The following is an 18,115-nucleotide window of genomic DNA, read 5'->3' as shown; positions in this document are numbered from 1 at the left end:
CCGCGGCGGGGTGTGACACAAGCGGACAGGAATCGCCCCGGTACTCTCCGTGAGAGCGGTTCCATGGTCCACTGCCCTTCGGCCACGGGTCGGTCCCGGGGCCGGGAGAGGTGCCCGGAATGAGCCCCCGGCGGTGGATCGGTCGTGTCCTTCTGAGCGTGGTGACGGTGTGCGGCGTGCTCTCCGGTGCCTCACCGGCGACCGCCGCCACGCCGCCGTCGCTGCGGTTCGCGAACCCGGACAGCCAGGCGCTGTACGGCACCGCGTACACGGCGGCGCTGGACAACCTCTTGCGGCGCAACACCTTGGCCTACGACCCGCGCTACAACAGGAGCGGCCTGCAGGACCCGGCCGTCGGCTTCGTCCGCGCGGGCGGCGGCTACCAGCAGCCGTGGACGCGCGACGCGTCGATCAACAGCTGGAACGCGGCCAGCCAGCTGTCCCCGGCCCTGGCGGAGAACACGCTCTGGGCCGTGGTCGACAGGGACTCCGCCGGGGCCCTGCGGGTGCAGCAGGACGACCAGCAGTGGGACCAGGTCGTCTGGCTCACCGCCGCGTGGCACCACTACCTCGTCACCGGCGACCGCGAGTTCCTCGGCAACGCCTACGACACCGCCAGGAACACCCTGTCGATCCGCGAGAACGCCGGCAGCGCCGGCTTCAACGCCACCTACGGGCTGTTCACCGGCGCGTCGTTCTTCAACGACGGCATCGCGGGCTATCCCGCACCGCCGGCCGACGCGACCGAGTCGGTCAGCACCGGCAGCATGCCGTGGCCGGGCATCGCGAGCGGGATGTACCTGAGCACCAACGAGGTCTACTACGCCGCCTACGTCAACGCGGCGAACATGGCCGAACGGCTGGGGCGGGCGCGGGAGGCCGCCGGCCACCGCTCGAAGGCCGCCGCGCTCAAGGCCGCGATCAACCGGCACTTCTGGAACCCGGCCACGGGCCTGTACGACTACCAGTTGCTCGCCGACGGCACGCGCGGCGCCTACCAGGAGGGCACCGGCCTCGCGTTCGCGATCCTCTTCGGCGTCGCGAACCCGGACCGGGCGCGGTCGATCGTCGCGAACGCCCGCGGGATGAAGTGGGGCATGCCCGACACGTTCCCGCACTGGGACCGCTACTCCGAGGCCCGGCCCGGCAGGCACAACGCGATCGTCTGGCCGCTCGTGCAGGGCCTGTGGGCCAAGGCGCTGGCACGCCAGGGCGACCAGGCGAAGTTCGCGGCGGAAACCGCGCGTCTCGCGAAGCTCGCGAACAACAACAGCGGGTTCTGGGAGATCTACAACGGCACCACGGGTGTCGTGGACGGCGGTTACCAGCGGCTGGGCGACACGGTGAAGTTCCACTGGGGTTCGGAACCCGACCAGACCTGGTCCGCCACGGCGTTCCTCGACATGGTCCACACCGGACTGTTCGGCCTGAGGTACGGCGACGCGGGCCTGACGTTCGCGCCCACCCTGCCCGCCGGCTGGGGTGACGTCACCCTGCGGAACCTGCGCTACCGCGACGCCGACCTGACGATCTCCTTGCGCGGAGCGGGCACGACGATCCGCTCGGTCACGGTCGACGGCCGCCCGTCACGCCCCGAGATCCCCGCGACCCTGACCGGCGCGCACACCGTCGAGATCACGCTGGCGGGTGCGACCGGCGGCGACCGCGACGGCGACGGCCTGGCCGACGCGCGGGACCGCTGCCCCGACACGGCGGGCACGGTCTCGGGCTGTCCGGCACCGGCCCACCTGGAGGCCGAGGACGCGCTGAACACCGGCGGCGTCAAGACGAACGTCAACCACACCGGCTACTCCGGCCGCGCTTTCGTCGACGGGCTCTGGGCGCAGGGCGCCTCGTCGGCGTTCACGGTGCACCGCGCGTCGGCCGGACAGGGCACCGGCGCCGTCACGGTGAGGTACGCGAACGCCCACAACGACGCGCGCACGATGACGTTGTCGGTCAACGGGAGCGTCGTGCGCCAGGTGAGCTTCCCGAAGGTCTCCGACAGCTGGGACGCCTGGGGCACGGTGACGTTCGACGGCGTTCCGGTGAACGGCCGCGACGCGGTGGTGGCGTTCTCCTACGAGCAGGGCGACACCGGCGCCGTCAACTTCGACCGGCTCTCCTACAGCGGGTCGTGACCGCGGGACCGGCTCGGGTCCGGAACCCGAGCCGGAACCCGGGGTCCTACTGCGCGGTCGGCATCGGGTGGCCTTCCGACGCCTGCACGACGACGATGCCCTGACCCTGCAGCGCGAGCTGGTAGGCCTCACCCGAGCCGCGGCCGATGACCGCGCCGAGCTTGGCCGTCTTGCGGATCGACGACTGCAGCGAGGTCGACCACAGCACGGCCGACTGCATGTCGACGTACGTCGGCACGTCCACGTTCAGCACGACCGGCGTGCCGTAGGCGGTCACGGCCAGCGCCCCGGTGCCCGTGAACGTGGTGTTGAACAGGCCGCCGCTGAGCATCGACGCGCCCTCGGTGCGGTTGATGTCCCACCGGAGCGAGCTGTCGAAGGCGAGCACGTTCTTGCCGTTGACGGTGACGCTCTCGTCCTCCAGGTGGAGCACGAAGATCTCGTCGGCGTCCTGGGCGAGGAACACGTCACCGCTGCCCGAGACCTTCATCAGCGACATGCCCTCGCCGGTGAACGCCTTCTTGAACAGCTTGCCGATGCCACCGGCGCCCTCGTAGGCGAAGTCGACGTCGCCCTGGTAGGCGATCATCGACCCCTGCTTGGCGAAGAAGAAGCCGCCGCTGCCGGTCAGGTCCACCTTGAGCATGCGTTCGTTCTGCAGTTGGAAGCTTCCGGGCTCGACGGCCCGCTCCTCGTGGTTGAACAGTGAGCTGCGCATGCGCAGATCATGCCTTAGCCGCTGCGTGGACGATTCCGCGCGCCATCGTTGCGAACACGAGGTCGTGCAAGGGTTTCTGCGTCCACCAGTACAGCTGGCCGAGCAGTCCGTCCGCGGTGAACGTGATCTTCTGCCGGTAGCGCGTCCGGCCGCCGTCGCTGTCGACGCGCATGTCGAGCAGCGTGTGGCCGGGCATCTTCATGTCCGCCCGCAACACCAGCCGCCTCGCCGCGTCGTCGCGGTGCACGACGGTCCAGAAGTCGACGACGTCGCCTTCTCCGACCCGGGGTGCGCGGCCGCGGTAGAGCCCGATGCCGCCGGCGAGGTGGTCGATCGCGCCGCGGACCGTCCACACGAGAGGGATGGTGTGCCAGCCGTTCTTGCCGCCCAACGTGGTCACCGTGCGCCACACGTCCTCCGGTGACGCGTCGGTGAGCACGGTCCGCTCCTCGGTGAACACCTCGCCGCCGGACTTCTCCGGCTCGGGCGCCGTCGCGGCGCGGATGGCGTTGTCGACGCTCGTGACGCCGCCGGGCGGCGGGGGCAGCACGTCGGTGACGGGCGGGCCGTCGGCCGCGAGGTCGTGGTCCAGGGAGGCGAACAGCGGTTCCGCGACCGCGGCCGGTGTGGGCGTCACCAGTCCGGCGACCTGCGCGGCGAGCTTGTGCGACCACACCGGCGCGGGCACCGGCAGCCGGACGGGGAGCCCGAGCACGCGTGCGCACCGCTGCACCAGTTCGAGGTAGCTGAGCTGTTCGGGGCCGGGCACGTCGAACGTGCCGTCGACCGGCTCGGGCAGGTCGGCGGCGGCGAGGAGGTAGTGCACGACGTCGGCGACGGCGACCGGCCTGCTGGTGTTGTGCATCCACGACGGCACCGGCACCCACGGGCTGAGCTTCGCGGACGACCGCAGCAGCTCGAAGCTCGCTGAGCCGTCGCCGATGACCATCGACGCCCGCAGCACGAGTGCGGGCACCCCTCCGGCGGCCACGACGTCGCCGACCTCGGCCCGCGAGGCGAGGTGCGGGGACGGGGAGGTGGAGTCGGGCCGCGGGCCGCCGACGTAGACGACCTGCCGCACGCCCGCGTCCTCCGCCGCGGCCGCCAGCACGAGAGCGGCCCCGCGGTCGACGTCGGCGAAGTCCGCCCGGTCGAGCGAGTGCACGAGGAAGTACACGAGCTCGTTGCCCGCCAACGACTCCCGCACCGCATGGGGGTCCGTGGCATCACCGACGTGCACCATGACCCGGGTGGGGAACCGCGTCGCCTGCGCGCTGTCGCGCACGAGCACGGCGACGTCGTGGCCGGCCGCGAGGAGCTCCGGCACGAGGCGCGACCCGAGGTGCCCGGTCGCGCCCATCACGAGGCATCTCAACGGATTCCTGTTCGGTTCTGCAGCGCGCCGACCTTGATGCCGTAGAGGAAGAAGACCGCCATGAAGACCTCGATCCGCTGCTCGGACGACAGCCCGTCGAGGTCGACCGCGATCTCCGAGTCCCGCACGTCGGCGTTCTCCGCGAGCCGCTGGTTGAAGATCGCCCGCGCGACGTCCTGGCTGCGCTCGTCGACGTCCGCGTGGAACAGCCGGCGCAGGTCGCAGTCGTGCGGCAGCGGGTGGCGGACCAGCTCGGCCGGGTAGCGGGCGTTCATGACGCGCGCGGCCGTGTTGAGCGCGTGGGCGACGAGCGCCGGTCCCTTGTCGAAGTGCTCGACCATGGCGACCAGTTCCTCGAGGGTGGCGACGTCCTCCTCGATGCTGACCGGTGTGCTGATGTCGAGGTCGACCCGTTCCATCGCCATCGCGACGTTCTCGAGCACCTGGACGGGGTCGACGAGGAGCTGGTCGCCGAGGTGGGCGCTCGCCCGGTGGTGGTGTGGATCCAGTAACTCCCGCGTCTCCCGGTCGAGCGGCGCGCGGAGCAAGTCGTCGTTCTCGGTCGTCACGGGCTCGAAATGCCCACTTTGGAGTGAGTGCAATCGTCCGTCCACGAACGGATGACGTTCGGTGCGGCGCGCGGGTGGTCACCGAAGTGCGCGCTCCGGCCGGAACCGGACTCGTTTCACCGCTTTGAGCAGCAGGAACGTGATGGACCCGCGGGTTGCCGTTCGGCTGCGACGACCCGTCGTCCCCCGTTCGGGCGGGGCCTGTGGGTACCGTGGGCCGATGTCGAGTGGAGTGATCATCACCGGGGCGTCGCGGGGCATCGGCCGCGCGACGGCCGTGGCCTTCGCCGAGCGGGGCCACCGCGTCGCCGTGCACTACAGCAGCCGCCGCGACGACGCGGAGGACACCCTCGCCCGGCTCGCCGGCGACGGCCACGTGCTGATCGGCGGCGACCTGGCCTCACCGGAGGCCGCCCGCTCACTGGTCGCCGAGGCGGTGGCCGCCCTCGGCGAGGTCGACGTGCTGGTCAACAACGCCGCCGTGGCACCGAGCGCCGCCAACCTGCACCGCCTCGGCGACAGCACGTGGGAGGAGTGGACCGGCGCGTGGCGGTCCATGTTCGACGTGAACCTCCTCGGTGCCGCCAACGTCACGTGGGCGGTGGCCCGGCACCTGATCGACCGCGGCGCGCCGGGCAGCATCGTCAACGTCGGCTCCCGCGGCGCGTTCCGCGGCGAACCCGACCACCCGGCCTACGGGGCGAGCAAGGCGGCGCTGCACGCGTTCGGGCAGTCGGCCGCGATCGCCCTCGCCCCGCACGGCATCGCGGTGACGTCGGTGGCACCGGGGTTCGTCGCCACCGAACGCCAGACCTCGAAGCTCGCCGGGGACGACGGTGACGCGGTGCGCGACCAGAGCCCGTTCGGGCGGGTCGGCACGCCGGAGGAGATCGCCTCCGCGATCGTGCACCTGGCTTCGCCGCAGGCCGCGTGGTCGTCCGGGGCGGTCCTGGACCTGAACGGAGCCTCCCACCTGCGCACGTGACGTGGCGCGCCGCCGACGCAGGTGGGGCGCGAACGCCGGGGACGTCAGGCGCCGGTGATCAGGCGACGACGGCGGTGACCTCGGCCTCGACCAGGATGCCGGGCTCGAACAGGACCTCGACGCCGATCAGCGCGGCGGGCGGGGTCGCGGTGATGCCCAGCTCCTCCGTCGCCTGCTCGACGCCCGCGACGAACGCGTCGTACATCTCGCGCTTCCAGCCCGCCGCGTACCAGGTCACGCGGACGACGTCGTCGAACGTCGCCCCGGCGGCCGCGAGCGCCTTGGCCACGTTCCGGTAGACCTGCACCACCTGCCCGGTCAGGTCGCCGGGGGCGACCAGCTCGCCGTTCTCGTTCCAGGAGACCTGCCCCGCCACGTGGACCTGCCTGCTGCCGGTGGCCACGGCCACGTGGTGGTAGAGCGGCACCTGGACGTGACCGTCGGGGTTGATCAGGGAAACCGTCATCACTCACTCCTCAATGACTTCACGCTTGAAGTAATTCCACTATGCGCTCACTTCAAGCGTGAAGTCAAGCCGGTCCCGGTAGGGTGTCCGTGTGGCAGCAGTGGACCCCGCATCCGACCCAGGCGCTCCGGAGGAGCCGCGCTGGCTCGACGCCGCCGAGAAGGAGGCGTGGACCGGGCTCATCTCGCTCGCGCTGCTGATGCCGGGCCGTCTCGAGGCGCCGCTGCACCAGGAGCACGGCCTGACGCTCTTCGAGTACATGACGCTGAGCCAGATCTCGGAGGCGCCGGGCCGGGCGATCCGCATGAGCGAGCTGGCGTACCTGACCAACGGCTCGCTGTCCCGGCTGTCGAACGTCGTCAAGCGCCTCGAGCAGCGCGGCTGGGTGACGCGCTCACCCGACCCGGCGGACGGCCGCTACACGCTCGCCTCGCTGACGGACGACGGCTACGAGCTCGTCGTGGCCGCGGCGCCGGTGCACCTGCGCGCGGTGCGGGAACACGTGCTGGACCCGTTGAACAAGTCTGATCGGCAGGCGTTGGCGCGCATCGCCGCGAAACTGCGCACGCGTCCGTCGGACTACGGCCGCGAGGCGCATTGACCGTCTACTGAGGACCGCCTCCGCCGAGCGCGCCGAGGACCGTGGAGACCTGGAGGTGGGTGCGCGCCGCGGCGTCGTCGCCCTCGCCGAGCTCGGGTGCCCCGGCCGGGAGCTGGTGCACGACGTCCAGAACCGCCAGGTAGAGGCGCAGGCACCAGGACGGTGACGCCGCCGTGATCGCGCCGGCGGCGTGCAGGCGGGAGAACAGCAGCTCCGCCCGCTCCACCACCTCGTCGCCGAGGAACGAATGTCCGTTGTGGACTCGGCTGACGGCGTCGACCGCCAGGCGGTGGCTGAACTTGATCCCGATGACCAGCTCGGTGACGCGGTGCAGGGCCACGAGCGGGGGAGCGGTCTCGACCTTCGCCTCGTCCAGCGCGTGCAGGTACTGCTCGTTCAGCTGCGCGAACAGGGCGTCCAGCAGGGCTTTGCGGCACGCGAAGCGGCGGTGCACCGTCGCGCGCGCGAGCCCGGCCTCGTCGGCGATCCGTTCCAGCGACGCGGTCGGGTCGTCGGCCAGCACGACCTTGGCGGCCTCGAGGATGCGGGTCACGTTGCGCTCGGCGTCCGCGCGGACGGGGCGGGGCGGGGTGGACGCGCTCATCTGACCTCCAGGGTGACGACCAAGAGTAACGATCAGCGTAAATGCGACATCAAAGTCTCACTTGTTGACAGAAGTGAGACTCTTATGTTGCATTTGTGGTGTCACCCTTCCGACCGCAGGAGTTGTTCACCATGGATCTGAAGCTCGCCGGCAAGCGCGTTCTCGTCACGGGCGCCAGCAAGGGCATCGGCTTGGCGATCGTGCAGGCGTTCCTCGAGGAGGGCGCGCACGTCACGGCCGTCTCGCGGCGCACCACGCCCGAACTGGAGGCGACCGGCGCGAGCTTCGCGGCGGCCGACCTCTCCACCCCCGACGGGCCGCAGCACGTGGTCGACGCCGTGCTGGCCACCGGTCAGGGCCTCGACGTGCTGGTCAACAACGCGGGCGGCGGCACGCTGCCGGCGGGGTCGCTCGGCAACGTCCTCGACGGCGGCGACGAGATCTGGCGGGACGTGTTCGAGATGAACCTGCACTCCGCGGTGCGCGTCACCAGGGCCGCGCTCCCGGCGCTGCTGGAGGCGAAGGGCGCTGTCGTCAACATCGGCTCCGACACCGCCCGCCGCATCGGCGCGCCCGGCGCCACCCCGCTGCCCTACGCGGCGGCCAAGGCGGCGCTGAACCTGTTCACCAGGGCACTCGCCGAGCGCGTCGGGCCGGAGGGCGTGCGGGTCAACGCCGTCTCGCCGTCGCTCACCCGCACCTTCAGCATCGCGGGGGACGGCGGCTACCTCTCCCGGGTGGCGGGCGCTTTCGGCGTCGAGCACGCCACGCTGCTGTCCGGGTTGCCGAAGGAGCTGGGCATGCTGACCGGCCGGATGATCGAGCCGGAGGAGATCGCGCGCGCGGTGCTGCTGCTGGCGTCGCCGACGATGCCGAGCGTCATCGGCTCGACGTGGGCGGTCGACGCGGGCTCCACCAAGGTGGCCTGACCTGCGGCGGCGAGGCGTTCACCCGGACAGCGCCGGGCCACGGGGCGGTGCGGTCCGCGTTCGCGCCGCCCCGGCCGGACGTGCGCGACCACGTCCGGCCGGGGCGGCGGTCACGGTGTGCGCAGCCGATCGGCCGCCCACACGGCGTACTGCGACTTCGACGCCGGCGCACCCGGTTCGGTGGTGTTGCCGTAGACCAGGACGCTCTGCGCACTGGTCCTGCCGCCGGGGCGGAACTGGACGAGCGACACCCAGGTGTCACCGAGCACCTTCCTGAACCCGGTGGCCGCGGGCAGCACCTCGAACGACTTGAGCACGCCCACGACGCCGGAACCGCCGTCGGCCGGGATCGCCCCCGGTCCGTCGCCGAGGGAGGCGACCTGGCCGATGGACGCGTCGAGCGCGGCCCCGGTGCCGAGCAGCGCCGCCTTGGCCGCGCGCAGGGTCGCGACCCCGGCGGCGGGGTCGGCCAGTCCTGCCGGGACGGTGCCCGGCTCGCCGACGTGCCGGAACAGCGTCTTGTCGCCGATACCGGTGATGTTCAGGATGCTCCACAGGTAGAAGAGCACGTAGCCCTTGCTGCCGCTGTCGGCGCGGCGGTCCCAGGCGGTCAGCACCCGGACGGCGTCCCGCAGGTCCGGCTGTGCCGCGGCGGCCGCCAGGAGGTCGTCGAGGACGACGTCCGCGAGCGTGGCGCGTTTGCTGAACTTCAGGCCGAGCAGTTCCTCCGGGGTGATCCTGTCCTGGGCCTTCAGCCACGTCCGGGAGGTGATCGGCCGGAAGTCGTCGACCTGGTGCACGCCGGGGGCGATGCCCGGCGGCCAGTTCTCCGGCGGCAGCGGCGGCTCGGTGTAGAACCACGGGGTCTCGTTGCAGTTCTGCACCCACCCGGAGGCGGGGTTGACCACCCTGGGCATCCGCGACGCCGGGTGCACCCTGTCCCACAACCACTTCGGGTCGTCCCCGGGAAGCCGGCGCTGACTGTCGGCGTAGTCGTGCAGCACCGGGGGAGTGCCGCAGTAGAGCGCGCCGATCGAGCCGCGCGCGTCGGCCGCGATCATGTTGAAGAGCGGGAGCGGCATCCTGTCGTGGATTTTGAACAGCTCCTGCACGCTCCTGGCGTGCGAGAGGCGCCACCAGCCTTCGAGGGCGGAGGTGGCGGGGTGGTGCAGCACGCCGGCGACGCGGACGGCGACGTCGGTGCCGTCGGGCGCGGTGACGACCGGGCCGTGGACGCTGGTCCGCTGCAGGACCGTGACGGGCGCCGCGCCCTTGACCTCGACGCGGTGCTCGACGACCTCCAGCTCGTGCTGCCGTCCGTCGTGGACGTACCGGGTGCCGGAGAGCCCCAGGTCGTAGACCGTCATGTTCGGGACGGGGTTGACGGTGTGCCCCCAGCCGACGGCCGGGCTGTAGCCCATGTTCTGCCAGGGCAGCCCGAGCAGCGCGGCGCCGTGGAAGTCGCGGCCGGGGTGGTGGGTGCGCATCTCGAAGAACCGCTGGTAGCCGCGCCACACCAGGTGGGGGTTGATGACCAGCACCGCGTGCCCGGTGGAGGACCGGCGGCCGGAGACGGCCCACCCGTTCGAGCCCACCGAGTTCGTGAACTGCTCCGGCGGGAACGCGAGGCCCTTGCCGTCCATCGTCGTGAACCGCGTGAAGACCCGCACCATGTGCCCGATGACGTCCCTCGGGGTGACTGGCAGGACCTCGCGGCGGTCGCCGCCGAGCGCGGTGTTCTCGGCGCACGCCGCGTTGAAGCCGTCGCAGAAGGCCCTGATCCTGGCGAGTGTCTGCGGTTTCTGGGCTCGCAGCCAGACGTCCGTCCTGGTCTTGAGCCCCAATCGGACGGTGAACGTGTCGTCGGCGAGGTAGTCCGGTCCCCAGAGCGCGGCGGCCGCTCCGCGGGCACGTCCGTAGACGTCCAGGACCTCGCGGGCGTTGGCCCTGGCCTGGGCGTAGCCGACGCCGCAGGTGACGCCGAACTCGTCCTTCGCCGTGATGGTGGGGACGGCCCACTCGTCCCAGGTGATCCCCACCCGCCCGCTTCCGCGCCGCACCTGCCACTGCTGCCCGGCGAAGGCCGAGCCACCCACCGCGGAGGCCGCGCGACACCGGCCGCCCCTGCGACGGCGCGCAGCACGGCCCTGCGGGAGAACGCCTTGTCGTCGGTCATCGCTCACCGTCCTTCTGCTGGTCGGTCGGGGCGGGGGTGATGCGGCGGCGGAACACGAGGACGAGCAGGAGCAGGACGGCGAGGACGACGCCCGCGAGGTTGACCAGCGGCCACGGTTCGCCGGGGTTCACCTGGCCGCTCAGCACGGAGAAGTCCCACAGGCCGTGGGCGGCCATCGCCGCCACCAGGGCTCCGGTGCTGCGGAGGACCAGGTAGAACACGAGGCCGGTGGCGCTCGTGAGCACGACCTGGACCAGCGCCTTCGGGCCGCTGGTGACGATGTTGGTGCCGTGCGCCGCCCCGAACAGCAGCGTGGTCCACAGGCCGACCCGGAACTCGCTGTACCCGTTGCGGCGGAAGGCCACGACGCCGATCCCGCGGAACAGCAACTCCTCGCCGAAGCCGACCATGAGCGTCGCGACCAGCAGGAGAAGCGCGAACGCGGGGCCGTGCGAGGCGAGTCCCGGGTAGTTGGTGATCACCACGACCGTGACGAGGAGCGCCACCGGCACGACGACCAGCCAGCGCCGCACCGGCCTGTCGCTGACGAACACCTCCTGCCAGGCGCCGAGCCGGGCCGCCACGCCGAGCGTGAAGGCGATCGCGAGGCCGACCGGGACGACGACCACGCGAACCAGGTAGTCGATCGACGTCGGCGCGGCGTAGGCGATGTCCTGCCCAGCCGCCAGCAACGCGCTGACGCCCTGCACGACGGCCAGGTAGACCGCGACCACCACGAGGAACTGCCAGGTCCTCAGGCGGCGCGGGGGCCGGGGTTCCGAGGCGGCGACCCGTGTTCGCACGAGGTCACCGTTCGATGTGGACATGAGCGGAGCTTCCTTTCGCCACGGCCGTCCGGCCGGACGGCGGCACGTCCGCCGACGCACTAGTACAACGTACTAGCACAATGTGCTAACGGCAACCTGGACCCTCGCCCGAGGTAGGATCCGTCGCGCCCCGTGGTCGACTTCTCGCCATCGGCACCAGCACCGGAAGGAGTCCGAGGAGAGCGATGGGCGCTTCGCGGCGGCAGCAGATCGTGGACGCGGCACGAGCGATCCTGGCCGAGGACCCGGAATCGACCCTCGCGGTCCGGGCGGTCGCTGAACGGGCGGGCATCGGCGCGAGCACCCTGCGCCACTACTTCCCGACGCAGCAGGCGTTGCACGAGGCGATCTTCGCGACCGCCCTCGACGACCTCCCGCCGGACCTGCGGATCCACGACACCTCCGTGCCCGCCGCGACCAGGCTCCGCGAGTGCCTGGTGCAGCTGCTGCCGCCGCCCCAGCCGATGAGCAGGGCCGCCGCCGACCGCATGCTGACGGTCCTGAGCACGACGTTCGGGTCCGGCAGCACCGCCGAGGCGCGCAACACGTGGGGCGCCTACACGGTCAGGACGCTCGACGCGATCGCCGGCTGGCTCGGCGTTCTCGCGGACCAGGGCGCCATTCCCGGCGACGGCCTGCGCCAACGGGCCCGCTTCCTGCTCACCGTCGTGGAAGGCTTGGCGCTCTCGCGGATCGTGCCCGTCGCGCGGCCGAGCGGCGATGAGGAGCAGGGTGTCCTCGACGACGCGCTGTCCGTCGTCTTCCGGGACGCGCCTTCCGCGGGCGAGTAGCGAGGCCGTTCGCCGACGAGGTGCGGGTCACCGGCCGGTCGGCGGCTTGCGTGAGCTCGCCGACGATGTTCTGGGCGGTGGTCAGCTTCGGCGTGATGTGGGCGTTGATGTCGGATCGTCGGAACTCACCACGGACACCTGGCCTCGGACGTCCATCCCGGCCTCGAAGATGCCTTGGATGATGTCGTTGTGAGGATGTCCGCAGTGGCGAACACAGCCGTCGTGTCCGGGCGTGTCGAGCCAGCGCCTTGCATGTCCGCAACACCATGGCCGACGGCCCCCAGCGTAGACGGCCCCCGCGCCGCTCGACGCCGTCCTCGACGAGGGCACCATCGCGAGGATGCGGGAGATCGGGATGGTGTCGGTGACGGCGCTCCGCGACGCGGGCGTCCGGGTGCTGGCCGGGACGGACGCGAACTCGGCGCCCGGAGCACCGTTCGCCCCGGAGCACGGCGAGTCGCTGCACCACGAGCTCGCACTGCTCGTCGTCGCCGGACTGACCCCGCTCGAGGCACTGGCGGGTGCCACGTCGTTGCCCGCGCAGGTCTTCGGCCTCGACGACCGCGGCGTGATCGCGGAGGGGAAGTGCGCGGACCTGGTCCTCGTCGACGGCGACCCGACGACCGATGTCGCCGCCACGCGGAACGTCAAAGGCGTCTGGATCGCCGGAGAGCGCGTCCAGCTCTGGTCGCACGTTGACGAATCAGCGGTCGAGCCCAGTGTCCCGCGAGCCGCAACCGATGTTTTCAGCCGGTCGACCGGGGGTAGAGGTCTTGCATGACCACGACTCGCTGTCACGCCCGGGACGTCGAGGTGACGCTGCGCTCCAAGACGATGGTGCTCGACTTCACCGGGGAGTGCGACGGTGAGGCGATCCGGTTGGTCGCCGAGCTGCCGGACGCGGGAGGCCCCGAGGACGGCGGGACCGTCGTGCTGGAGCAGGGCACCGCGACCGTCACCCAGCCGGGCGGTGAGGTCCACCTGGAGGCACGGGAACCGGTGTCCTGGGACGGGGAACCGGTCGACGTCGACTTCGTGCTGCCGGAGAGTCCGGAGTCGACGGTGCTCGCGGTGCGCGGGCTGGCCGTCGCGCTGGGACCCGACAACGGCTGACGCGCTAACCGGTGCTGCGCAGCAGCGGCCGCATGAGGTCGTGGATCTGCGCTGAGGGCTCCAGTCCCAGTTCCGCGCGCAGCAAGGCCCGGTAGTTCTGGTACTGCCGCACGGCCTGGGCGGGGTTGCCGTCCGCGAGGTGCAGCTCGACGAGCGTGCGGTGAGCGCTTTCCCGCAGCGGGTCGGTCTGGACGGCGGCCAGCGCCGCCTGGTGTGCGTGGTGGTGGTCGCCGTGCGACCGGAACCTCTCGCTCAGCACCTCCAGCGCGCGCAGCCGTGCCTCTCCCCACCAGTCCCGTTCGGTCTGCACCCACGGCTGGTCCCACCCGGGCAGCAGGTCGGCCTTCAGCACGGCGACCGCCCCGGGGGTCGCGCCCGGTTCGGCGGTGAGGGCGCAGGCGTGGCGGAAGTCGACGTCGACCCCGGTGGCCAGGGTCAGCGCGTCGTCCACCGCCGTGACCAGCGGAATGGGTTTTCCCAGCCGCCACAGCGACGACCGCAGGCACGCCGCCGCACGCCGAGCGGTGGCCTCCGGCCAGAGCAGGGCGGCGGCGATGCCCCTCGGCACGGGACCCTCGCGCAGCGCGAGCAGGGCCAGGAGTCTCTGCGCGCCGGGCACGACGTGGACCGGCGCCGGGCCGAACGCCAGCCGGAACCCGTCGAGCAGCTGGATGTGCGGCCGGGGATCAGGGGCACGGGTCAGCTCTGTCATGTCGCCGGACCACTCCTCTCTCGCTTTCAGGGTCGCCGGGTGCCCGGAGGTTGCGGTGTCACACACCGCCGGACCAAATTGCTCCTTCCTGACCAGCAGCGGTGACGCGGCCGTGCCGTGCGGGTGTCGGCGCGGAGCCGTGCGCGTCACGAGTGCCGCCTAGCTTTCGCCGTGGAGTCACACCCCACGGGAGGCGAGATGTTTCTGCACACCAGCAGGTTGCAGTTCGAAGCGAAGCCCGACCGTCCCGACGCGCACTACGCCCGCAAGCTCCAGGAGCTGATCGGCGGCGCGTACGGCGAGATGACGGTGACGATGCAGTACCTCTTCCAGGGCTGGAACTGCCGGATGGAGGGCAAGTACAAGGACCTGATCATGGACGTGGCGACCGAGGAGATCGGCCACGTCGAGATGCTCGCCACGATGGTCGCGCGCCTGCTGGAGAACGCTCCGGCGGAGGCGACCGACGAGGCGGTGAAGGACCCGGTCATGGCGGCGGTGCTCGGCGGGATGGACCCGCAGCAGGCCATCGTGAGCGGCGGCGGGCCCACGCTGTCCGATTCCAACGGCGTGCCGTGGAACGGTCGCTACATCGTCGCGAGCGGCAACCTCATGGCCGACTTCCGCGCGAACGTCGCCGCGGAGGCGCAGGGCCGGCTGCAGACCGCGCGGCTCTACAACATGACCGACGACAGCGGCGTGCGGGACATGCTCAAGTTCAACCTCGCCCGCGACACCGCCCACCAGAACATGTGGCTCGCCGCGATCGAGGAGCTGCAGGAGGACGGCCTCGAGGGCCCGATCTCGCCGAGCGCGCTGTTCGACGAGGAGCACGCCGAGCACGCGGGCACGATCTGGCACAACTCCGACGGCGCGCTGGGCGCCGAGGGCGGCTGGGCCTCGGGCACCGCGCCCGACGGCGCGCACGAGTTCTCCTACGTGATGAACCCGGAGCCCCTGGGCGGCCCCGCGTCCGCGCCCAAGCCGGACCCGCTGCTCTACGCGACCAGCCCGGCCAACCTCGGGCTGATCGAGAAGGCCATCCGCAAGCTCACCTGAGGAGGACCACCCGATGGTCGGCATCACGGTGCCAGCTCGCATCCGATCGGCCGCCGTCGTCATGGGACCCGCCTTCGTCGTCGCGGTCGCCTACGTCGACCCCGGCAACTTCGCGACGAACATGGCGGGCGGCGCGACGCACGGATACCTGTTGTTGTGGGTGATCGTCAGCGCCAGCGCGCTGGCGATGTTCATCCAGTACCAGTCGGCGAAGCTGGGCATCGTGACCGGCCGCAACCTGCCGGAGCTGTGCCGCGAGCACTACCCGCGGCCCGTCACCAAGGCGTTGTGGGTGCAGGCGGAGCTGGTGGCCATGGCCACCGACCTGGCGGAGTTCGTCGGAGCGGCGGTGGCGCTGAACCTGCTGTTCGGCGTGCCGCTGCTGCCGGCGGCCCTGATCACCGCGGTGGTGTCGTTCGGCATCCTCGCGCTGGCGCCGCTGCGCAGGCGGAGGTTCGAGTCCGTGATCATCGGACTGCTCGCCGTCGTGCTCGGCGGGTTCCTCTACCAGACCCTGCACCTCGGCCCGCTGACCGGTGCCGCCGCCGGTCTGGTGCCGGGGTTCGCCGGGGTGGACAGCGTGCTGCTCGCCACCGGCATGCTCGGTGCCACCGTCATGCCGCACGTGATCTACCTGCACTCGGCGCTCACCCAGCGCCACCACAGCCCGTCGCCCGACCGGCAGCGCGGTGCGTTGAGGGCCAGCCGCACCGACATCGTGGTGGCGCTGGGCATCGCCGGGATGGTGAACGTCAGCATGCTCGTCGTGGCGGCCGGCGCGTTCCACCAGGCCGGTGCGCCGCGCGAGTCGCTGGAGGACATGCACTCCGGCCTCGGCCAGCTGCTCGGCCCCGGTGCGGCGCTGGCGTTCGCGCTGGCACTGCTCGCGTCCGGGCTCGCGGCGTCGAGCGTGGGCACCTACTCCGGTCAGGTGATCATGGAGGGGTACCTGCGCCGGCGGATCCCGCTGTGGCTGCGCCGTGCGGTGACCATGGCACCGGCGCTCGCCGTGCTGTCGTTCGGCGTCGACCCCACGAAAGCGCTGGTGCTGAGCCAGGTCGTCCTGTCGTTCGGCATCCCGTTCGCGTTGGTCCCCCTGGTGCTGCTGACCAGGCGCAAGGACGTCATGGGCGCCGCCGCCAACCGCAGGGGCGTCACGGCGGCCGGCGCGGCGGCGGCTCTCGTGATCTCCGCGCTGAACCTCTTCCTGCTCGTGAGGACGGTGACGGGATGAGGTACGTGGACCGGGCGGCCCTCGTGCTGGGCCTGGGGATCGGCGGGTTCATCAACGGCATCGTGATCCACCAGCTGCTCGGCTGGCGCCACGTGCTGTCGGGGTGGTACCCGCTCGACGACGTCCACCTGGTGATGGTCGGTGACGGCCTGTTCCACCTGCTCTGCCTGCTGCTGGTGCTCTGGGGCACCGCCCTGCTCAACCAGCGGCAGCCGTTGCCGAACCCCGTGCTGGCGGGCGGGATCGTCACCGGCTGGGGCGTGTTCACCCTCGTCGAGGGCGTCGTCGACCACCTCATGCCGGGTATCCACCACGTCCGGCACGGGCGTGGCGAGCTGCTCTACGACATCGCATTCCTCGTGGTGGGAGCCGTGCTCGTCGTGGCGGGCGTCCTGATGAGCAGGCGGTCACAGCCGGCCGTGCGCGAGCGCGCCTGACTTCGGGACGGGTCGCAGGGGTATTCGCTCTGCTTCCGGGTACGCGGGAGCAGAGCCGTTCTCCGGAAAGGAACACCTCATGCGCAGTCGTGTCCGAGCAGCGGGCCACGCCGTCCACCCGATCCTCATCGTGTTTCCGCTCGGCCTGCTGACCACGGCGGTCGGCTTCGACGTGCTGCACCTGCTGACCGACCGGGCGAGCTTCGCGTTCACGGCGGCCCACCTCATCGCCGCCGGCGTGCTCCTGGGCCTCGTCACCTCGGCGACCGGGTGGCTGGACTGGTTCCTCGTCGTCCCGCGCGGCACGCGCGCCCGCCGCGTCGGCCTGCTGCACGGCCTCGTGAACGCCGGTGTGCTCCTGGTGTTCGCGATCAGCTGGTTGCTGCGCCTGGCCGAGGCGGACTGGACGCCGACGTGGCCCGCGATCATCGCCGGCTGGGCAGGCCTGCTCGCGGGCGGGCTCGGCGGCTGGCTGGGCGGTGAGCTGGTCGAGAGGCTCGGCATCAGCGTGGAGGAGGAGGCGCACCCCGACGCGCCGAGCTCGCTGGCGCCGTCACGACGATGAGCCGAGCCGTTCGCCGTAGCGCCGGGCCAGCCGGACGATCGCCGTCGACGCGGGAGCGACCACGACGTCGAGCACCCGGCTGACCGGCGTGAACGCGGCGAGTCGCGCGATCGCCCACCAGCGCGGCACGGCGAGGGTGCGGGACGTCCGCGCGGTCAGGCACTTCTCGACCGCGCGGGCGACGCGTTCCGGATCGGAGCCCGCCGACAGGCGGTGCGGTGCCTCCCGCTCGCTCGGCCTGCCGTCGATGTCGCGCGTGAGCCACTCCGTGGAGATCGGACCGGGGCAGACGGCGTGCACCCGGACCCCGCGCGGCACCTCCCGGCGCAGCCCCACGGCCAGTCCCAGGACGCCCGCCTTGGTGGCCGAGTAGAGCGACAACGGCGGTATCGGTGCCCACGCGCCGATGGACGACATCATCACCACGTCCCCGCCGCGGTTCCCGAACAGCGGCAGCACGAGCCGGGTCATCTCGGCGACCGCGGTGAAGTTGACCTCCACGAGGCTGCGCACCTGCTCGCCGCTCAGGGCGGCGAGCTTGTCGACGCGGCCTTGCCCGGCGTTGTTCACCAACGCGTCGATGCGGCCGAAGCGTTCCACCACGGCGTTCACGAGCAGCTCGCGATCGGCCGGATCGGTGACGTCACACCGGATTCCCCACGCTCCGGGCAGCTCGGCGAGGGCCGCGTCGAGCCGGTCCTGGTCACGGCCGCAGATCGCGACCCGCGCCCCACCGCGGACGAGCCGCCGCGCGGTGACGCGCCCGATGCCGGCTGAACCTCCGGTGACGAGAACGACTTTGTCTTGCACGGA

General features: G+C 71.7%; 20 protein-coding genes. 11 read left to right on the top strand and 9 right to left on the bottom strand.

The features are described 5' to 3' along the window. Window positions 1-119: 119 nt before the first annotated feature. A complete protein-coding gene (locus V1227_RS11370; RefSeq protein ID WP_329792478.1) occupies window positions 120-2,141 on the top strand; it encodes an MGH1-like glycoside hydrolase domain-containing protein in 2,022 nt (673 codons plus the stop codon). A gap of 46 nt (window positions 2,142-2,187) precedes the next feature. On the opposite strand, the gene V1227_RS11365 is transcribed toward V1227_RS11370, so the two are convergent. Genes V1227_RS11365 through V1227_RS11355 form a run of 3 tightly spaced genes read right to left on the bottom strand, consistent with a single transcriptional unit; the run spans window position 2,188 to window position 4,803 of the window. After that, on the bottom strand, window positions 2,188-2,859 hold the full coding sequence (locus V1227_RS11365; protein WP_236219500.1) for an AIM24 family protein: 672 nt from the start codon (window positions 2,857-2,859) through the stop codon (window positions 2,188-2,190). A gap of 7 nt (window positions 2,860-2,866) precedes the next feature. Next, the gene (locus V1227_RS11360; RefSeq protein WP_329792477.1) at window positions 2,867-4,219 is read right to left on the bottom strand and encodes a DUF2867 domain-containing protein; all 1,353 of its coding nucleotides are present in this window, start codon (window positions 4,217-4,219) and stop codon (window positions 2,867-2,869) included. 11 nt (window positions 4,220-4,230) lie between these two features. Beyond that, on the bottom strand, window positions 4,231-4,803 hold the full coding sequence (locus tag V1227_RS11355) for a hypothetical protein (RefSeq protein ID WP_329792476.1): 573 nt from the start codon (window positions 4,801-4,803) through the stop codon (window positions 4,231-4,233). Window positions 4,804-5,023: 220 nt separating this feature from the next. On the opposite strand from V1227_RS11355, the gene V1227_RS11350 reads away from it, so the two are divergent. Then, window positions 5,024-5,788: an SDR family NAD(P)-dependent oxidoreductase gene (locus V1227_RS11350; protein ID WP_329792475.1), complete on the top strand. Its 765-nt coding sequence runs from the start codon at window positions 5,024-5,026 to the stop codon at window positions 5,786-5,788. A 58-nt stretch (window positions 5,789-5,846) separates the two neighbouring features. On the opposite strand, the gene V1227_RS11345 is transcribed toward V1227_RS11350, so the two are convergent. Then, window positions 5,847-6,254: a RidA family protein gene (locus V1227_RS11345; RefSeq protein WP_329792474.1), complete on the bottom strand. Its 408-nt coding sequence runs from the start codon at window positions 6,252-6,254 to the stop codon at window positions 5,847-5,849. A 91-nt stretch (window positions 6,255-6,345) separates the two neighbouring features. Between V1227_RS11345 and V1227_RS11340 the strand changes: the two genes are divergently transcribed. Then, window positions 6,346-6,855: a MarR family winged helix-turn-helix transcriptional regulator gene (locus V1227_RS11340; RefSeq protein WP_329792473.1), complete on the top strand. Its 510-nt coding sequence runs from the start codon at window positions 6,346-6,348 to the stop codon at window positions 6,853-6,855. 4 nt (window positions 6,856-6,859) lie between these two features. Here V1227_RS11340 and V1227_RS11335 read toward each other — a convergent pair whose 3' ends face one another. Further along, window positions 6,860-7,459, bottom strand: coding sequence for a TetR/AcrR family transcriptional regulator (locus V1227_RS11335; RefSeq protein ID WP_329792472.1), 600 nt, complete (start codon window positions 7,457-7,459; stop codon window positions 6,860-6,862). Between the two features lie 131 nt (window positions 7,460-7,590). Between V1227_RS11335 and V1227_RS11330 the strand changes: the two genes are divergently transcribed. Continuing rightward, the gene (locus V1227_RS11330; RefSeq protein ID WP_329792471.1) at window positions 7,591-8,388 is read left to right on the top strand and encodes an SDR family oxidoreductase; all 798 of its coding nucleotides are present in this window, start codon (window positions 7,591-7,593) and stop codon (window positions 8,386-8,388) included. 110 nt (window positions 8,389-8,498) lie between these two features. Here V1227_RS11330 and V1227_RS11325 read toward each other — a convergent pair whose 3' ends face one another. Together V1227_RS11325 and V1227_RS11320 are read right to left on the bottom strand one after the other, a co-directional pair. Further along, the gene (locus tag V1227_RS11325; protein WP_329792470.1) at window positions 8,499-10,427 is read right to left on the bottom strand and encodes a penicillin acylase family protein; all 1,929 of its coding nucleotides are present in this window, start codon (window positions 10,425-10,427) and stop codon (window positions 8,499-8,501) included. 133 nt (window positions 10,428-10,560) lie between these two features. Then, on the bottom strand, window positions 10,561-11,391 hold the full coding sequence (locus V1227_RS11320) for a CPBP family intramembrane glutamic endopeptidase (RefSeq protein ID WP_329792469.1): 831 nt from the start codon (window positions 11,389-11,391) through the stop codon (window positions 10,561-10,563). 185 nt (window positions 11,392-11,576) lie between these two features. Between V1227_RS11320 and V1227_RS11315 the strand changes: the two genes are divergently transcribed. The 3 genes from V1227_RS11315 (at window position 11,577) to V1227_RS11305 (ending at window position 13,295) form a co-directional block, all read left to right on the top strand. After that, on the top strand, window positions 11,577-12,182 hold the full coding sequence (locus V1227_RS11315; RefSeq protein WP_329792468.1) for a TetR/AcrR family transcriptional regulator: 606 nt from the start codon (window positions 11,577-11,579) through the stop codon (window positions 12,180-12,182). 340 nt (window positions 12,183-12,522) lie between these two features. Next, entirely contained in the window at window positions 12,523-12,963 is a 441-nt protein-coding gene (locus V1227_RS11310; RefSeq protein WP_329792467.1) for an amidohydrolase family protein, read from the top strand. After that, window positions 12,960-13,295: a hypothetical protein gene (locus V1227_RS11305; RefSeq protein ID WP_329792466.1), complete on the top strand. Its 336-nt coding sequence runs from the start codon at window positions 12,960-12,962 to the stop codon at window positions 13,293-13,295. Before V1227_RS11310 ends, V1227_RS11305 begins: the two co-directional genes overlap by 4 nt. Before the next feature lie 4 nt (window positions 13,296-13,299). Here the strand turns inward: V1227_RS11305 and V1227_RS11300 are convergent, their stop codons facing one another. Beyond that, window positions 13,300-14,007 (bottom strand): AfsR/SARP family transcriptional regulator, encoded by a 708-nt coding sequence (locus V1227_RS11300; protein WP_329792465.1) that lies wholly within the window; start codon window positions 14,005-14,007, stop codon window positions 13,300-13,302. 198 nt (window positions 14,008-14,205) lie between these two features. Here V1227_RS11300 and V1227_RS11295 point away from each other — a divergent pair, with 198 nt between their 5' ends. From V1227_RS11295 to V1227_RS11280, 4 genes are all read left to right on the top strand, one after another. After that, window positions 14,206-15,066: a manganese catalase family protein gene (locus V1227_RS11295; RefSeq protein WP_236219488.1), complete on the top strand. Its 861-nt coding sequence runs from the start codon at window positions 14,206-14,208 to the stop codon at window positions 15,064-15,066. 13 nt (window positions 15,067-15,079) lie between these two features. Beyond that, window positions 15,080-16,300: an Nramp family divalent metal transporter gene (locus tag V1227_RS11290; RefSeq protein WP_329792464.1), complete on the top strand. Its 1,221-nt coding sequence runs from the start codon at window positions 15,080-15,082 to the stop codon at window positions 16,298-16,300. Then, entirely contained in the window at window positions 16,297-16,737 is a 441-nt protein-coding gene (locus V1227_RS11285; RefSeq protein ID WP_329792463.1) for a DUF2243 domain-containing protein, read from the top strand. The genes V1227_RS11290 and V1227_RS11285 overlap by 4 nt, the downstream gene beginning before the upstream one ends. Window positions 16,738-16,816: 79 nt before the next feature. Continuing rightward, window positions 16,817-17,302 carry a DUF2231 domain-containing protein gene (locus V1227_RS11280; protein ID WP_329792462.1) on the top strand — a complete coding sequence of 162 codons (486 nt, stop codon included), beginning with the start codon at window positions 16,817-16,819 and terminating at the stop codon, window positions 17,300-17,302. On the opposite strand, the gene V1227_RS11275 is transcribed toward V1227_RS11280, so the two are convergent. Continuing rightward, window positions 17,291-18,112: an SDR family oxidoreductase gene (locus V1227_RS11275; protein WP_329792461.1), complete on the bottom strand. Its 822-nt coding sequence runs from the start codon at window positions 18,110-18,112 to the stop codon at window positions 17,291-17,293. The two genes, V1227_RS11280 and V1227_RS11275, sit on opposite strands and share 12 nt — an antisense overlap. Between the last annotated feature and the right edge of the window lie 3 nt (window positions 18,113-18,115).

The organism is Lentzea sp. DG1S-22 (assembly GCF_036321065.1).
Taxonomy (GTDB): Bacteria; Actinomycetota; Actinomycetes; order Mycobacteriales; family Pseudonocardiaceae; genus Lentzea; species Lentzea jiangxiensis.
This window is presented reverse-complemented; position numbering and strand designations above follow the sequence as displayed.

Excerpts from the sequence above, each read along its gene's own strand:
- V1227_RS11280 (WP_329792462.1), top strand. The coding sequence starts at position 16,817 with ATGCGCAGTCGTGTCCGAGCAGCGGGCCACGCCGTCCACCCGATCCTC.
- V1227_RS11330 (WP_329792471.1), top strand. The coding sequence starts at position 7,591 with ATGGATCTGAAGCTCGCCGGCAAGCGCGTTCTCGTCACGGGCGCCAGC.
- V1227_RS11300 (WP_329792465.1), bottom strand. The coding sequence starts at position 14,007 with ATGACAGAGCTGACCCGTGCCCCTGATCCCCGGCCGCACATCCAGCTG.
- V1227_RS11290 (WP_329792464.1), top strand. The coding sequence starts at position 15,080 with ATGGTCGGCATCACGGTGCCAGCTCGCATCCGATCGGCCGCCGTCGTC.
- V1227_RS11285 (WP_329792463.1), top strand. The coding sequence starts at position 16,297 with ATGAGGTACGTGGACCGGGCGGCCCTCGTGCTGGGCCTGGGGATCGGC.
- V1227_RS11295 (WP_236219488.1), top strand. The coding sequence starts at position 14,206 with ATGTTTCTGCACACCAGCAGGTTGCAGTTCGAAGCGAAGCCCGACCGT.
- V1227_RS11320 (WP_329792469.1), bottom strand. The coding sequence starts at position 11,391 with ATGTCCACATCGAACGGTGACCTCGTGCGAACACGGGTCGCCGCCTCG.
- V1227_RS11350 (WP_329792475.1), top strand. The coding sequence starts at position 5,024 with ATGTCGAGTGGAGTGATCATCACCGGGGCGTCGCGGGGCATCGGCCGC.
- V1227_RS11315 (WP_329792468.1), top strand. The coding sequence starts at position 11,577 with ATGGGCGCTTCGCGGCGGCAGCAGATCGTGGACGCGGCACGAGCGATC.
- V1227_RS11310 (WP_329792467.1), top strand. The coding sequence starts at position 12,523 with ATGCGGGAGATCGGGATGGTGTCGGTGACGGCGCTCCGCGACGCGGGC.
- V1227_RS11365 (WP_236219500.1), bottom strand. The coding sequence starts at position 2,859 with ATGCGCAGCTCACTGTTCAACCACGAGGAGCGGGCCGTCGAGCCCGGA.
- V1227_RS11370 (WP_329792478.1), top strand. The coding sequence starts at position 120 with ATGAGCCCCCGGCGGTGGATCGGTCGTGTCCTTCTGAGCGTGGTGACG.
- V1227_RS11360 (WP_329792477.1), bottom strand. The coding sequence starts at position 4,219 with ATGGGCGCGACCGGGCACCTCGGGTCGCGCCTCGTGCCGGAGCTCCTC.
- V1227_RS11335 (WP_329792472.1), bottom strand. The coding sequence starts at position 7,459 with ATGAGCGCGTCCACCCCGCCCCGCCCCGTCCGCGCGGACGCCGAGCGC.
- V1227_RS11305 (WP_329792466.1), top strand. The coding sequence starts at position 12,960 with ATGACCACGACTCGCTGTCACGCCCGGGACGTCGAGGTGACGCTGCGC.
- V1227_RS11345 (WP_329792474.1), bottom strand. The coding sequence starts at position 6,254 with ATGACGGTTTCCCTGATCAACCCCGACGGTCACGTCCAGGTGCCGCTC.